Source organism: Shimia thalassica, from assembly GCF_001458215.1.
Lineage (GTDB): Bacteria > Pseudomonadota > Alphaproteobacteria > Rhodobacterales > Rhodobacteraceae > Shimia > Shimia thalassica.
This window is the reverse complement of sequence record NZ_CYTW01000004.1, coordinates 312,914-328,329: the sequence shown is the minus strand read 5'-3', so window position 1 is coordinate 328,329 and position 15,416 is coordinate 312,914. Positions and strand designations below refer to the sequence as shown.

General features: G+C 56.1%; 11 protein-coding genes. 8 read left to right on the top strand and 3 right to left on the bottom strand.

Annotated elements, in window-relative coordinates:
- Nucleotides 1–20: 20 nt before the first annotated feature.
- On the top strand, nt 21–1,079 hold the full coding sequence (locus tag PH7735_RS16585; protein ID WP_058312535.1) for a TPM domain-containing protein: 1,059 nt from the start codon (nt 21–23) through the stop codon (nt 1,077–1,079).
- On the opposite strand, the gene mutS is transcribed toward PH7735_RS16585, so the two are convergent.
- The gene (gene mutS, locus PH7735_RS16580; RefSeq protein ID WP_058312534.1) at nt 1,080–3,695 is read right to left on the bottom strand and encodes a DNA mismatch repair protein MutS; all 2,616 of its coding nucleotides are present in this window, start codon (nt 3,693–3,695) and stop codon (nt 1,080–1,082) included. It lies immediately after the preceding gene.
- A 165-nt stretch (nt 3,696–3,860) separates the two neighbouring features.
- Between mutS and PH7735_RS16575 the strand changes: the two genes are divergently transcribed.
- Nucleotides 3,861–6,116: an NADP-dependent malic enzyme gene (locus tag PH7735_RS16575; RefSeq protein WP_058312597.1), complete on the top strand. Its 2,256-nt coding sequence runs from the start codon at nt 3,861–3,863 to the stop codon at nt 6,114–6,116.
- Between the two features lie 73 nt (nt 6,117–6,189).
- Nucleotides 6,190–7,062 (top strand): ribokinase, encoded by an 873-nt coding sequence (locus tag PH7735_RS16570; protein WP_058312533.1) that lies wholly within the window; start codon nt 6,190–6,192, stop codon nt 7,060–7,062.
- A gap of 12 nt (nt 7,063–7,074) precedes the next feature.
- On the opposite strand, the gene msrA is transcribed toward PH7735_RS16570, so the two are convergent.
- Nucleotides 7,075–7,731: a peptide-methionine (S)-S-oxide reductase MsrA gene (gene msrA / locus PH7735_RS16565; protein ID WP_058312532.1), complete on the bottom strand. Its 657-nt coding sequence runs from the start codon at nt 7,729–7,731 to the stop codon at nt 7,075–7,077.
- Between the two features lie 149 nt (nt 7,732–7,880).
- Between msrA and PH7735_RS16560 the strand changes: the two genes are divergently transcribed.
- The 3 genes from PH7735_RS16560 to PH7735_RS16550 all read left to right on the top strand — a co-directional run bounded on the left by PH7735_RS16560 (nt 7,881) and on the right by PH7735_RS16550 (nt 10,398).
- Nucleotides 7,881–8,792 carry a D-amino acid aminotransferase gene (locus tag PH7735_RS16560; RefSeq protein WP_058312531.1) on the top strand — a complete coding sequence of 304 codons (912 nt, stop codon included), beginning with the start codon at nt 7,881–7,883 and terminating at the stop codon, nt 8,790–8,792.
- Nucleotides 8,789–9,511 (top strand): sulfotransferase-like domain-containing protein, encoded by a 723-nt coding sequence (locus PH7735_RS16555; RefSeq protein WP_058312530.1) that lies wholly within the window; start codon nt 8,789–8,791, stop codon nt 9,509–9,511. Before PH7735_RS16560 ends, PH7735_RS16555 begins: the two co-directional genes overlap by 4 nt.
- Before the next feature lie 155 nt (nt 9,512–9,666).
- Nucleotides 9,667–10,398, top strand: a complete 732-nt coding sequence (locus PH7735_RS16550; RefSeq protein WP_058312529.1) for a hypothetical protein — start codon at nt 9,667–9,669, stop codon at nt 10,396–10,398.
- Between the two features lie 4 nt (nt 10,399–10,402).
- Here PH7735_RS16550 and PH7735_RS16545 read toward each other — a convergent pair whose 3' ends face one another.
- The gene (locus PH7735_RS16545; RefSeq protein ID WP_233488338.1) at nt 10,403–11,341 is read right to left on the bottom strand and encodes an exonuclease domain-containing protein; all 939 of its coding nucleotides are present in this window, start codon (nt 11,339–11,341) and stop codon (nt 10,403–10,405) included.
- Nucleotides 11,342–11,584: 243 nt separating this feature from the next.
- Between PH7735_RS16545 and PH7735_RS16540 the strand changes: the two genes are divergently transcribed.
- Entirely contained in the window at nt 11,585–12,712 is a 1,128-nt protein-coding gene (locus PH7735_RS16540; protein ID WP_058312528.1) for a metallophosphoesterase family protein, read from the top strand.
- A 3-nt stretch (nt 12,713–12,715) separates the two neighbouring features.
- Nucleotides 12,716–15,325: an AAA family ATPase gene (locus PH7735_RS16535; protein WP_058312527.1), complete on the top strand. Its 2,610-nt coding sequence runs from the start codon at nt 12,716–12,718 to the stop codon at nt 15,323–15,325.
- Nucleotides 15,326–15,416 lie beyond the last annotated feature (91 nt).

Sequence of the window (15,416 nt, the reverse complement as noted above, 5' to 3'; positions counted from 1 at the left end):
CCCAACGGGAGGCTTTTTTCTTGGTCGGATTTCTCAAAACAATTTTTGCTGCTGTTCTGGCAACCCTACTTGTCGTCGGACACGCCAGAGCACAGACCTATCCAGATTATAGCGAAGTCTACGTGAATGACTTTGCCAACCTGTTCAGCACGGAACAGGCACAGGAAATTCGCAATAAACTGGAAGACCTGCGCACGCAGCACGATATCGAATTTACCGTCGTAACCATTCACAGCATGACGGATTACGGTCACGCTGGGGCCATCGAGCCCTTTGCCACAGGCCTGTTCAACACATGGGGCGTAGGAAACGCAGAGCGCAATGACGGCATTTTGATGCTTGTCGCGGTGAACGACCGTCTCATGCGAATTGAGGTGGGGTCGGGATACGGCACAACCAAGAACGACGCGATGAAGGACATCATCGACCACACGATCGTACCGAAGTTTCGAAGTGACGCCTATTTCGAGGGCATCAACAGGGGGGTGGATCAGGTCATACGTGATCTGACCGGCGCCTATCCCGGTGAATCAGAGATGTCGGGGTCCGAAAAAGCACTCGCTGGTGCAAAGCGGGTTCTTGAAAACCTTGGGGCCTGGATATGGCTCATCCTTGCGCCCTTTGCCGCCATCCCCGTCAAGCTGTTCCGCAGCTGGCAGCGCAACCACACACGGAAATGTCCTTATGACAAAACCGACATGGTTCGTCTGGATGAACATTGGGATGACAACCATCTGCAGCCCGGACAGATCACCGAAGAGCAGTTGGACAGCATCGATTACGATGTCTGGCAGTGCCAAATTTGCCAGCATGTCACGATAGAAGCCTATAAATCATGGTTTTCACGGTTCGGTGCCTGCCGAAGCTGTGGATATCAAACGCTGGAAGGTGACGAAACCATTCTCGAAAGCGCGACCACCTCGTCTACCGGTCGAAAACGCATCGACTATACCTGTCACCACTGCCACGACAATTATTCAGTAACCCGTACCATCCCGAAAAAGACGTCGTCCTCGTCGTCTTCATCTTCTTTCGGGGGTGGCTCGTCCAGCGGTGGCGGGGCAAGCGGCAGCTGGTAATCAGCCGCGCTTATCTTTTAGTTCATAAAGAATCTGGAGGGCTTCGCGTGGGCTAAGCTCATCCGGCAGGATGGTGTCCAATAACTCTTCCACTTCCGACGGACCACTAGGTGCCACGGGTTGCGGTGCGGGGCTGGCTGCAAACAGGGGCAGGTCGTCGATCAATGCCTTTTGTGCCGGTCCCTCGCGTTCGTTCTTTTCCAACTGGTCGAGGACTTCTCGTGCGCGGTTCACAACTGCGGGCGGCAGTCCGGCAAGCTGTGCAACCTGCACACCATAAGACCGGTCAGCGGCGCCTTTGCGAACCTCGTGCAGAAAGATAACTTCCCCATCCCACTCCTTGACCGCAACGGTGGCGTTGTCCACATGATCCAGCTTTTCGGAAAGAGCGGTCATCTCATGATAATGGGTGGCGAACAGGGCGCGAGATTGGTTCACCTCGTGCAGATGTTCCAGCGTGGCCCATGCGATAGACAGGCCGTCATAGGTTGCCGTGCCGCGACCAATCTCATCAAGGATAACAAGGGCGCGATCGTCTGCCTGATTGAGGATCGCAGCAGTTTCCACCATCTCGACCATAAACGTCGACCGTCCGCGCGCGAGATCGTCTGACGCGCCAACACGGCTGAACAATTGCGACACAAGACCAATACGGGCCTGCGTTGCCGGAACATAGCTTCCCATCTGCGCAAGCAGCGCAATCAATGCGTTTTGCCGCAAGAAAGTCGACTTACCCGCCATGTTAGGACCTGTTAACAGCCAAATGCTGCTTTCGGTTCCACCTGACAAATCGCAATCATTGGCAACAAACGGCTGTCCGCCTTGCTGGCGCAACGCAGCCTCAACAACAGGGTGGCGCCCGCCTTGGATATGAAAATCCCGGCTGTTGTTGACCTCGGCACGTGTCCAGTTCTCGCCAATGGCAAGATCTGCCAACGCGGTGCTCAGGTCAAATTCTGCCAATGCCCGCGCCGTGGCCGCAATAGGCCCTGCATTTTTCAGAACAGCCTGACGCAGTGTTTCAAAGAACCCCTTTTCAATCTCGAGCGACCGGTTGCCCGCGTTCAGGATTTTGGTTTCCATCTCGCTCAGCTCAACCGTGGTAAAACGCACCTGATTGGCGGTGGTTTGTCGGTGAATAAAGGTTTCCGACAGGGGCGCTGACATCATGGTCTCGGCATGTTTGGCCGTGGTTTCGATGAAATACCCCAGAACATTGTTGTGCTTGATCTTGAGCGCCTGAATGCCGGTTTGTTCACTGTATTGCGCCTGCATCGCTGCAATCACGCCGCGCCCCTCATCACGAAGACGCCTGCTTTCATCAAGGTCTTCATCAAAACCGGGGGCAATGAAACCGCCATCACGCGCAAGAAGGGGGGGCTCGGACACCAGCGCCTGATCCAGAAGATCATTGAGGTCGGCGTGCCCTTCAAGATTTTTCAATGCATCCCGAAGCAACGCAGGAAGCGCGTCAAACTGCGCGGTCTCCGTGATTTGTTCTGCTTGAGACAGGCCATTTCGAACCGCGGCGAGGTCTCGAGGACCGCCGCGATCCAAAGATAGGCGTGACAGGGCGCGGTCCAGATCCGGCACACGCTTCAGGCTCTCGCGCAGCTCTGTTGCGGCGCTGCGGTTTTCGTAAAAGTAAGTCACCGCATCCAGCCGGCCCAGCACGGTATCAAGCGACATGGATGGCGAAGACACCCGACGTTCAAGAAGACGCGCGCCGCCTGCGGTCACGGTGCGATCAATCGTGCTAAGCAACGATCCCGCTTTGCCACCAGAAAGCGCGTGTGTCAGTTCGAGGTTCCGACGCGTTGCGGCATCAATTTGCATTGTGCCTCCAACCGCTTCTCGTTGCGGCGGCCGCAAGATCGGAATTTTACCTTTCTGCGTCAGCTCCAGATAATCGACAATCGCCCCAAGCGCGCCAATTTCAGCGCGCTCAAACGCTCCGAACGCCGCCAAAGAGTTGGTTTTGAAGAGGCCCGAAACCCTTTTTTCGGCCGAGGTGGAATCAAGTGATCCACGTGAAACAGGGGTCAGTGGAACGCCCATATCAGAGACTGTTTCAGCCAAATCAGACTCTGAACCCTCTGCGATCAACATCTCGGATGGGGCAAGGCGCGCCAGTTCTGCCCCAAGACGGACCGGGGTGATCGGCATAACGTGCAAGCTGCCCGTCGAAATATCGACCCAGGCCAGCGCGGCTTCGTCGCGGACCTGCACATAGGCCGCCAAAAAGTTGTGCCGCCGCGCATCAAGCAGGGAATCTTCGGTGAGCGTGCCAGGTGTCACCAAACGCACCACTTCCCGTTTGACCACGGCCTTATAGCCACGCTTCTTGGCCTCGGCAGGGCTTTCCATCTGTTCACAGACCGCGACTCGAAACCCCTTGCGGATCAGGGTCAGGAAATATCCCTCGGCCGCATGATGGGGTACACCGCACATCGGAATTTCCGATCCTTCGTGCTTGCCACGCTTGGTTAACGCAATGTCCAAAGCTTCGGCCGCGGCGACGGCATCATCAAAGAACATCTCGTAAAAATCACCCATGCGGTAAAACAACAAAGCATCGGGGTGGTCCGCTTTGATCTCGAGATATTGTGCCATCATCGGTGTAACGGCTGGCTTTGCTGCGCTCACGGTCGAATTTCCCCCTGATTTGGCCTCATGACTTAACAAAATCAGGCCCTGCGGCGAAAGGCGAAAGTGCTTTTGGTTGTGACATTAAACCGCCTGCGCTATGAGGCGGCTAGCTATCCGGAGGAAACCCTGAAAATGGCAAAGACCAAAGTCACCGCAGAAGAGGCACTTGCCTTCCACCTCGAGCCGACTCCCGGCAAGTTCGAGATCAAGGCAACGGTCCCGATGACCACACAGCGCGACCTGTCGCTGGCTTATTCTCCGGGTGTCGCCGTGCCATGTGAGGCGATCGCCGAGAACCCTGCGCTTGCGTATGATTATACCAACAAAGGCAACCTCGTTGCCGTGATCTCGAACGGTACGGCTGTTCTGGGTCTTGGTAACCTTGGCGCGCTGGGCTCGAAACCGGTGATGGAGGGCAAGTCGGTCCTTTTCAAACGGTTTGCGGATGTGAACTCGATTGATATCGAACTCGACACTGAAGATCCGGACGCCTTCTGTAATGCCGTGCGTTTGATGGGCCCCACCTTTGGTGGCATCAACCTCGAAGATATCAAAGCCCCCGAGTGCTTCATCATCGAGCAGCGCCTCAAGGAAGAAATGGACATTCCCGTCTTCCACGATGATCAACACGGCACTGCCGTGATCTGTGCTGCGGGTCTTTTGAACGCGCTGACGATCTCGGGCAAAAAGATCGAAGACTGCAAAATCGTGCTGAACGGGGCAGGGGCCGCAGGGATCGCCTGTATCGAACTGCTGAAATCCATGGGTGCGCGCCATGAAAACTGTATCGTCTGCGATACCAAAGGTGTGATCTATCAGGGCCGCACCGCCGGTATGAACCAGTGGAAATCGGCACACGCCGTTGCCACCGATCTGCGCACCCTCGAAGAAGCCATGAAAGACGCCGATGTGTTTCTTGGCGTTTCGGTTAAGGGTGCGGTGACGGCTGATATGGTTGCCTCGATGGCTGATGATCCCGTGATTTTTGCCATGGCGAACCCAGATCCGGAAATCACCCCCGAAGAGGCGCATGCCATTCGCGCAGACGCCATCGTCGCAACAGGTCGTTCGGACTATCCAAACCAGGTCAACAACGTGCTGGGTTTCCCATACCTGTTCCGCGGTGCGCTGGACATCCACGCACGGGCCATCAACGACGAAATGAAGATCGCCTGCGCAGAGGCGCTTGCCGAACTCGCACGCGAAGATGTGCCGGATGAAGTTGCCATGGCCTATGGTCGCAAACTCTCGTTTGGCCGCGATTACATCATTCCAACACCGTTTGATCCGCGTCTGATCCACCGTATTCCGCCAGCCGTTGCCAAGGCTGGCATGGACACCGGTGTTGCACGGCGCCCGATCATCGACATGGATGGTTATCAGGAAAACCTAAAATCCCGCATGGACCCAACCGCGTCTATCCTGCGTGGGCTGAATGCACGCGCACGAAATGCACAGGCGCGCATGATCTTTGCCGAAGGCGACGATCCACGCGTTTTGCGGGCTGCGGTCACCTATCAACGGTCAGGCCTTGGCAAAGCTCTGGTTGTCGGTCGTGAAGAAGATGTCAAACGCAAGCTTGAAGAAGCCGGTCTTGGGGACGCCGTCCGCGAGATCGAAGTGGTGAACGCCAAGAACACACGCCATCTCGAGACTTACGTTGATTTCTTGTACAGCCGCCTTCAGCGTAAGGGTTTTGACCGTCACGACGTGTTCAAACTTGCCGCGCGTGACCGCCATGTGTTTGCATCCTTGATGCTGCAACACGGCCACGGCGATGCGCTTGTGACTGGCGCAACCCGGAAATCCGCGCATGTTTTGCAATTGGTAAATCACGTGTTTGATGCCGATGCGGAACACGGTGCCGTTGGTGTCACCGCTCTCTTGCACAATGGCCGTATCGTTCTTGTCGCGGATACGCTGGTCCATGAATGGCCAAACGAAGAAGACTTGGGCAACATTGCGGAGCGCGCCGCTGGCGTGGCCCGTCACATCGGTCTCGAACCGCGCGTGGCCTTTGTCAGCTTCTCGACCTTTGGCTATCCCGTGTCCGAGCGCGCCGAAAAGATGCATCTTGCGCCCAAAGTTCTGGATCGACGCGGTGTCGATTTCGAGTACGAAGGTGAAATGACTGTGGATGTGGCGCTGAACCCAAAGGCGCAGGAAAGCTATCCTTTCCAGCGTCTGACAGGTCCGGCAAACATTCTGGTTGTCCCGGCACGCCACTCGGCATCGATTTCGACCAAGTTGATGCAGGAAATGGCGGGCGCGACGGTCATCGGTCCAATTTTGGCGGGTGTGGATCAATCGATCCAGATCTGTTCAACAGGGTCGACAGCAAACGACATTCTGAACATGGCAATCCTCGCTGCGTGCAAGGTGGGCTAAACCACGCATCAGCCTTGATGTTTTACGCGGGTCGGGCAATCTTGTCCGGCCCGCTTTCTTTTGGACGCTTCTCATGACGATCTACAATCTCGGCTCGATCAACGCTGATTATTTCTATGCGGTGCCGCATTTGCCTGCTGCGGGTGAAACCCTTGCCGCAACATCTCTGGGCAAAGGGCTGGGTGGCAAAGGCGCTAACATGTCTGTCGCTGCCGCACGTGCGGGGGCCCATGTGCGCCATATCGGGGCGGTTGGCCCTGACGGTGGATGGATGGTGGATCGCTTGATGGAGTATGGCGTCGACACCCGTGCAATTGCACGTCTTGATACCCCAACCGGTCATGCCATCATCAACGTGGATGCCGCAGGAGAAAACGCAATTGTGCTCTATCCCGGCACAAATCGATGCATCACAGATCAACAGATTGGTCTGGTCCTGTCCGAAGCCGCCGCCGGTGGAACCCTAATGTTTCAGAATGAAACCAACGGACAACGCTATGCCGCCGAGACCGCCAAAAGCCTTGGAATGCGCGTGATTTGCTGTCCCGCCCCGTATGAGACATCGGCTCTGGAAGAGGTCATTTCCTTTGCCGACCTTGTTATTCTGAACGAGGTCGAAGCCAGACAGCACCGCGACGCCACTGGCCGCCCCATTGGTGAGGGTACGAACCTCAAAGTCATCACAACCTTGGGTGCCAAGGGCTGTGTTCTCATGGATAACATGACTGGACAGGTTCAGGAGTTTGGCGCGCCGCAGGTCACTCCGGTGGATACAACGGGCGCTGGCGACACCTTTGCCGGCTATATCGCGGCGGGTCTGGATCGGGGCCACTCGCTTGAGCAATCCATTTCTCTGGCTGTTCGCGCTGCCGCTCTTATGGTGACACGGCACGGCACCGCGGATGTTATTCCAGACCTGAAAGACGTGCAGGACGCCCGTTTCTAGGTCCGCACCCCTTTAGTGTGTAAAGGGTGCCTCGTTGCCCCAAAGCTGTTTCACACGGGCATCCCGACCACAGGCTTTGCGATAGCGTTTATAAGCCTCGGACTGGCGTTTGGGGCCAAAGCGCGTGATGACGATGTTTGTGCCCTTATAGTAGTCCTGATGGTAATCTTCTGCCTTATAGAACTTTGCTTTGGGCAGGATCGGGGTGACAACTGTCTTGCCCAATGCGGCCTGCGCGTCTTGTTTTGCCGCTTCTGCTGCTGCCTTTTCCGCCTTGTTAGAGACGAAAATCGCGGTGCGATAGCTGTCTCCGCGATCACAAAACTGACCGCCGGCATCTGTCGGGTCTACGGATCTGAAAAACAGGCTCAACAGATGGTCGACTGTCACTACGTTTGGGTCATAAGAGATTTTGACGGCCTCATAGTGGCCTGATCCACCGCGCGTGACGTCTTTGTATGTCGGGTTTTTTGTTGACCCGCCCGTATATCCGGACACGGCAGATTTGACGCCCTTTACACCTTCAAAGTCACTTTCCACACACCAGAAACATCCCCCTGCCACAACAAGAGTATCCGTCGCTGCCTGCGCCCGTGACCCATGGGCCATCACACCCAATGTAATCAGGACTGCCAGAAAAATAGGGTTCACTTTCAGAATACGGTGCATGTTTTGCCCTCCAAACCTGAACCATGATTGATCCGCTTCTTTGACCGGCACAACCACATGAAAGGAAATGTCACAGCTTGGTGAGGAGATTTTACCTCTTGGAAAGTCGCACACCCGCATCTAGCGTGCCCGAAAAAGCGAGGGACCCCATGACAGATCATGTCACTACACATCAGGCTCAGGAAGATGCCCGAAACGAAGACATCCTTATCTATCTGAATGGCAAGGTTGTACCAAAAGCCGAAGCCGTGGTGAGTGTATATGACTCGGGATTCATGCTGGGGGATGGTGTCTGGGAAGGGCTGCGCCTTTATGAAGGTCACTGGGCATTTCTCGACGAACATATGGATCGCCTGTTCGAGGCCGCCAAAGCCATCGACCTTGATATCGGCATAACCCCCGACGCCATGAAGCAAGCGATTGAAGATACCCGCGCGGCAAATGGTATGACCACGAATGCGCATGCCCGTCTTATGGTGACCCGTGGTGTAAAAACGCGCCCGTTCCAACATCCCGGCCTGTCACAACAGGGGCCGACGATCACCATCATCATGGAACACTCGAAACCCTCGATTCCCCGCCCAATCCGCCTTGCGACCGTGCCTCATATCCGCGGCCTGCCGATGACGCAGGACCCAAAGCTGAACTCGCATTCCAAACTGAACTGCATTCTGGCCTGTATCGCTGCGGAAAAGGCCGGGGCGGATGAGGGGTTGATGCTCGACGTGAACGGCTTTGTGAACACCACAAACGCCTGCAACTTCTTTATCGTGCGCAAAGGTGCGGTTTGGACCTCGACAGGGGATTACTGCATGAACGGCATCACCCGCCAAAAGGTGATCGACGTTTGCCGCGCAGATGGCATCCCCGTGTTCGAGCGGAACTATTCTCTTGTTGACACTTACGGCGCAGACGAGGCCTTTCTGACCGGAACATTCGGGGCACAGACACCCGTGGGCGAGGTCGATGGCCGCCAGATCGGAACAGGCGACATGGGCCCGATGACCCTGCGCATCCGTGACCTCTATAAAAAGCTGGTCGAACAGGACGCACAACAATGAAGATTGCGATGTGGAGCGGCCCGCGCAACCTGTCGACGGCGATGATGTACAGCTTTGGCAACCGGTCTGATTGCGCCGTGGTGGACGAACCCTTCTATGCCGCCTATCTGGCGATGACGGGGCTCGACCATCCGATGCGTGACGAAATCCTCGCTTCGCAGCCTCAGGATCCTGCCACGGTTGCCGAGCAACTTTCAGGCTCTAATCCGGCGCAAAAGCCCCATTTCTACCAGAAACACATGACCCAACACATGATCGACGGTGTGCCGCGTGACTGGATGCGTGGTGTGGTCAATGTCTTTCTGATCCGTCATCCGGCCCGCGTGATTGCCTCTTACGCGGCCAAACGTGAAAACCCCGTGCTGGACGATATCGGGTTTCGTCAGCAGGCCGAACTGTTTGAATTGGTCGAAAGCTGGGGACAGACCCCAGTCGTGATCGACAGCCACGATATCCGTGATAACCCGGAGGGGATGTTGCGCAAACTCTGCGATGTGATCGGCCTCGAATTCGCGCCGGATATGTTGTCCTGGCCCACCGGCGGTCACGCCAATGATGGCGTCTGGGCGTCGCATTGGTACGGTGCGGTCTGGAATTCAACCGGCTTCGCCGGAGCGGAAGGCCCCTTGCCCGAAGTGCCGCACGAGTTGCAACCGGTTCTGGATCAGGCGTTGCCATATTACGAAAAGATGAAGGCCGCAACAATCGAACCGGTTTGAGCGATATTTCCAAACCCGCCTATTCACACTGCGCTGGCAAGAAAACACGGACCAATTTCACGGGAACCGACATAATGGGGTGGTCACGGCGCTCTTGGTTCCAAATAGTCCAGAAACATAAGACCATTTTTTAAATTCAGCCAAAGAACGAAATCATGATTATTGCCAATATGGCCACTTACCCAAAGCGGTCAGATATTTTGAAGGAAACCCTTCCGAAAATCGCAGATCAGGTTGATCGGCTTAACCTTGTGCTGAACGAGTATGAGGAAATTCCTGATTGGTTGGCGGACGTGCCATCGGTTGTTCCCGTCATTCCGGAGACTGACCTCAAGGATGTTGGTAAGTTTCTCCCTTCCATCCCCGCGTCTGCACAGGCTGTTTTCCTCGTCGATGACGATCTCGTTTATCCGGAAGACTATGTTGCAAAAAGTTTGAAGCGATTGGATCAACTCGGCCAAATTCGCGCGGTTATGGGCTATCACTATTCAATTTACAGGGCGCCACGCCCAATCGACCAAGGGCGGGCTTATAAACGAGATGTCATTCACTTTGGCAAACCCCGTGGAAAGTTCCGGTATGTGGATCAGCTCGGAAGCGGGACAGTTGTATTGCGACCGTCAGACCTGCCGCCGCTTGACTATATGCAGGGTTCGCAAAAATTTGTGGATGTCCGGCTTGCCCGATGGTGCTTTGAACAGGGCATAGCGCAGATTGCGGCGCCTCGTTCCGAGCAGTGGATTGTGAATGCACCTGTGGAAGAAACAATTTTCGAGACGTTCACGCTCACATTTCCCGAAAACGTCGATGACGAGATTCTGAGCTTTGCGTTCAAGCGCGATACCATCAACCAAGAGGTGTTTGGCGACGGCTCGCATGCGTCCTGAGGGCCTAGTTCAACAATTTGAGAAATTCGCTTTCGCCAATAATCCTAAGAGCTTGGCCCGCTCCGCGTAATTCTTCCGCTTTTCTGTGTTTGCTACTTTTCGCTTGGCCGTTTGTAAGGCCGAGATCCTGATCGCCCACAATGAGAAGAGTCGTTTTTGTTGATACGCTGGAGCGCACAGAAATACCTGCCTGGGCCGCGATTTTTGCCGCTTCCGTGCGAGAAATCGAAAGGGATCCGGTGAAACAGGCAATGTGACCCAAAAGAGGACCCACGCTGTTTCCTTCGAGAGAAACGGCTTTGGGATACCTTCTTTTGCTTCTGGATTTCGAAGCAGCTAAATCCTGAAAGGAGTGTCCGGTTCTTTTCTCTGCCAAGAGAACTACCTGCGCCGCCGCTCTGGCATCTTCCTCCGCATCGTGATGTTGAAACTCTAGGCCAAGCTCGGCCTTCAGGTTTGCAAGACCGTGACCGCCATTCCCCTTGAATTCGGGCCAAGCACGACGGGCCATCGTAACACTGTCATGCCAGGATAGTTGGGGGACCGCGAGTCCGTATCGTTGACAGGCCCCCTCGATGGCACGTTTATCAAAGGAACTGTGCTGAACCATCGGGTGTCGCTCAAAAAGTTCCTGAAACTTCGGAAACACCAAATCAAAACTGGGCTGGCCCTGCACTGTATCTGGTCCAATACCGTGCAGCTTAATGTTAAAAGCACTAAAGTGCATTTCTGGATCAACGAGCATACTGAGGGTCATGATCGGCCCATCGTCCGGAACACAGGCCAAACCAATCTGGCATATGCTCGAACTGTCACCGTTGGCCGTTTCCACATCAAGCGCGATGAAGCGGAACGACATATCAAGCAATCCGCTTGCTGAAACGGTCAGCTTTCGGTTCGTCACGCCCTTGTCTTCGTCAAAAACAGAACTGATCCATCCCATGGCTTATCCTTCCACAACCGGATAGAACGGCGTGCTCCAATCTTCGTCTGAGTGGTCCATCATAAGGTCGATGAACACGGGGACAAGGGCAACACGCCTAATGATGTTTCGCTTTTGTTCTGAATTTCAAGTTTTTTCTGAGGACAGGGGGTGCACCTCGCGACAACTTTTGTCACCCTCATGCCACAAGTTGAGTCGTGTTGGCGTCAAAGGGCGCGCGTCTCACGAATTGAAGGGGTTTTCATGACCGGGTTTACATTTGTCCACACGTCCGACCTGCATTTGGGAAAAGGGTTCGGTCAAATGCCTCTGGAATTGCGTGGTCGGTTGGTCGAGGCACGGCATGAGGTTCTGGAACGGCTTGTGCAGGTGGCGCGTGACAACAACGCGGGCCATATCCTTGTTGCCGGGGATACGTTCGACACGACAGGACCATCCGGTCAGGTGCGCCGACAGGCAGCAACCGTGATGAGCGGCGCAGCAGAAATCCAGTGGTGGATCATTCCGGGGAATCATGACTCGTTACAGGCCGAAGAACTGTGGAATGCTTTCGAGAGTGAGATCGGTGACAATGTGCATTTGCTGCGCGAGGCCGCACCTGTCGAGATCGAAGCCGGTGTCTTTCTTTTGCCTGCGCCCCTGCCGCGACAGTTCCCCGGCGTTGATCTGACCAAATGGATGGTTGATGCGGTGACACCGGATGACGCGTTGCGCATCGGCTTGGCCCATGGCGGTGTCGTATCTTTTGGTGAAGAAACCGATACATCGGCCCTAATCCCGCCGGATCGGGCAAAAACGGCCCGGCTAGATTATCTCGCCTTGGGGGACTGGCACGGGTATTTGCCGGTTGGGGGTCAGACCTTCTATTGTGGAACGCCGGAAAGCGACCGGTTCAAACATGACGGGCGCGGGGCGTGTCTTGTTGTAACGCTGCCCGAGTCGGGCGCGCTTCCCGAGGTGATGCAAGTCGATACAGGACGGTTCGAGTGGACATCCATTGATATGCCCCTGAGCCCCGGCGGTGATGCGCCGGCAGAGCTGGAACGCCTGTTGCCCCAAGATCGTGCGACAAGGCGAGATGTGCTGTTACAGCTTCATGCTCGCGGGTTCCTGCGGATGGCCGAACGGGGAAGCTTTGATGAGGCTCTCGAGCAGGCCGAGCCGGATTTTGCCCGCCTTATCTTGCTGGATGAGGCGTTGGCCACGGAATACGAAGTGGATGATCTCAACCAGATTGCCACCGGTGGCGCCTTGCGGGCGGCAGCGGACGAACTCTACGCTGAAACCCAAAACGATGGTTTGTCAGCTATGGATGCCAGAGTTGCGCAGACGGCCTTGAACCGCCTTTGGGCGCTGGTACGGGAGGGCTGACCCATGAAAATTTTGGCAATCTCTCTTCAGAATGTTCGCCGCTTTGTCGATCCGGTTCAGATTGGTGGTTTCGGATCGGGCCTTAATGTGTTGGCTGCACCAAACGAACACGGGAAATCGACCTTTTTCGATGCCCTGCATGCGGTGTTCTTTGTGTCTCACCGGTCATTTGACAAGGTTATCAAAACGCTGACCCCTAATGTCGGTGGCGACCCGCAGGTAACTGTCGAGTTCGAAGCAGATGGGGCCAGATGGAAGCTTGAAAAATGCTGGAGCAGCGCGGCCAGCCGGAAAGACGCGAAACTCTGGCGTGACGGCAATCTTGTGGCGCAAAAATCCGAGGCCGAGGATGTCTTGTCGGGGTTGTTAAAGCCACCTTCAGACGGCGGCCCCGCAGGCCTGTTGTGGGTACGACAGGGTGTGGTTGATCTGGAAAGCGGCGGCGACGAACAAAAGGCGCGGCGCGATATCATGACCTCGGTCGCCGGAGAGGTCGAAGCTATGACAGGGGGCCGACGCATGGAAACGGCCTTGGCCAAATGCTCCGAGTTTCTGGGGCAGCATCTGACGGCAACCGGCAAATCGGCCCAGAATGGCGGTCTGAAAAAGTGCGAGGTCGAGGTTCAGGGGCTGCATCTGCGCCGTGACGAGCTGGCCGAGGATGTACGCAAATTGCAAGGGGATCTGGATCGACGGCGTCAAGTGCGCCGCGAATTAGAGATGCTGGAAGCCCCGGAAGCGCATGAAGAACGGCATCAGGCTCTGGAAAGGGCGGTTTCGGGGCTAAGGGACGCTGAAGAACATGACCGGAAGGTGCAATCCGGTCAGGACAAGCTTGGACGTCTGGAAGCGCAGGCCGAGAAGGCCGATGCCAAGATGGCTGGATTGCGCAACGCTTTGAGGGAAGCGGAGCAGGCAGAGGAAAAGGCGTCCGATACTGGCAAAACTGTTGCACAGGCGAGGGGGCAGCGCGACGAGGCGCAGAGCCTTCTGGACGCCGCGCAAACCGGTTTTGACGAGGCGGTGCACCTTGAGGAAGCTTCGGCTGCAAATCTGCGGCTGGCCCATCGGGTTGATCGTGAACGCTCTGCGTCCAAACAGCGAAAGACACTTGGGAACCGCATCGAGACGGCTGAAGGGCTGATCAAAACGCTTGAAAAGCAGCAAAAAGCATTGGTCGCCGAGGTTTCGACAGCGGTTTTGCAGACGCTTGAAACACTGGCTTCGGATCTGTCCGTGGCGACACGCAGCCGAGACAGTGCCGCCGCCAGTTTCGCGATCACCTATGACGAAAAAAGCGGCGGCAAGGTTTGGCGTGACGGTCAGGTTGTTCAAGACGGGCAACGCCACGTTGTGACTGGTCAGGTCCATCTCGATCTGGATGGCATTGGCCGATTAGAGATGTCCCCGCCATCGGACGTTGATGACCGTCTGGTTCGCGAGGCCGAAACGGCATTGGCAAAAGCGCTTGCCGCTGCAGGGGTGGAAACTCTTGCCGCTGCTCGGGGATCACATGAACGGTTTCTGAAAGCAGAGGCTGATTTGCGCGTGACGCAGGCCGATCTAAGAGCCGTTGCCCCCGGTGGAATTGGGGCGCTGCGGGACGAATTTTCCGAACTGCCGCCTCCGGTCGAGGTGTCGGGCGATGTGCCTGACCTGCAAGAGGCCGAGCAAGCCGAAACCGAGGCCCGCAAGAAACGCGAGGCTGGTTCGGTTGTGCTGGAAGCCGCCCGTACAAAGGCACAAGCTCTGAGAGAGGTGCTGACGCGGGCAGAAGCTCTGGCTGAAACCGCGCAAGAGCGCCTGACACGGGCAAAGGCCGCACTTGCGGGATATGATAACCCCGCGGCCCTTTTGCAGACGATGGAAACCGATGCAGAGGGTCTGGTTCAGGAAATCGCCGAGGCACGTGCCGTTTTTGAAGCCTTGAAAGGCAATGCGCCGGATCTGGCCGCCGCGCGTGCGGCAGAAAAACGCGCGAGATCTGTGGTTGTTTCGGTCGAGGAGAAAGCCAACGCCTTGCGCGAAGAACGGGCCGGGCTGGATTCCCGAATTGCCGTGGTGTCTTCTGCCGCAGTCGAAGAGGAACTGGCGCTTGTCGAGGAACAGTTGACCGATGCACAAGAGCGGCTGGATCGCATCCGGTTCGATATTGCGGTGTATCAGAGACTGGATCGTGCACTTCGGGCCGCCCGCGACAGCGCCCGAGAGAACTATGTGGCGGCTGTTCACAAAGAGCTTGTTCCGCTGCTTCGGATGATCTGGCCCGATGCCGAACCGGTGATCGATGCGGAGACAGGGTTGATTACGGCCATAACCCGTCGGGGAAAACAGGAAGATTTCGGTGTTCTCTCTGGTGGCACGCAAGAACAGATTTCGCTTCTGGTACGGCTGGCCTTTGCCCGCATTCTTGCCACCGATGGACGGCCGGCGCCGGTCATACTGGATGATGCCATCGTCTATACGGATGATGACCGCATCGAGCAGATGTTCAACGCGCTGACGCGTCAGGCCGAAGACTTGCAGATCATCGTCTTCTCGTGCCGTCAGAGGGCATTTCTTGGGCTGGGTGGCACAACCCTCTCCATCTCTCGCAACGAGGACGCGGCATGAAGCAAAAGAAGGAAAGGGAAGGGGCCTGATCCGGTCTAAAGCGGAATAAGGTCGAAATAAAAAACACGTGAACGCTGGCCAGATTTGTCTT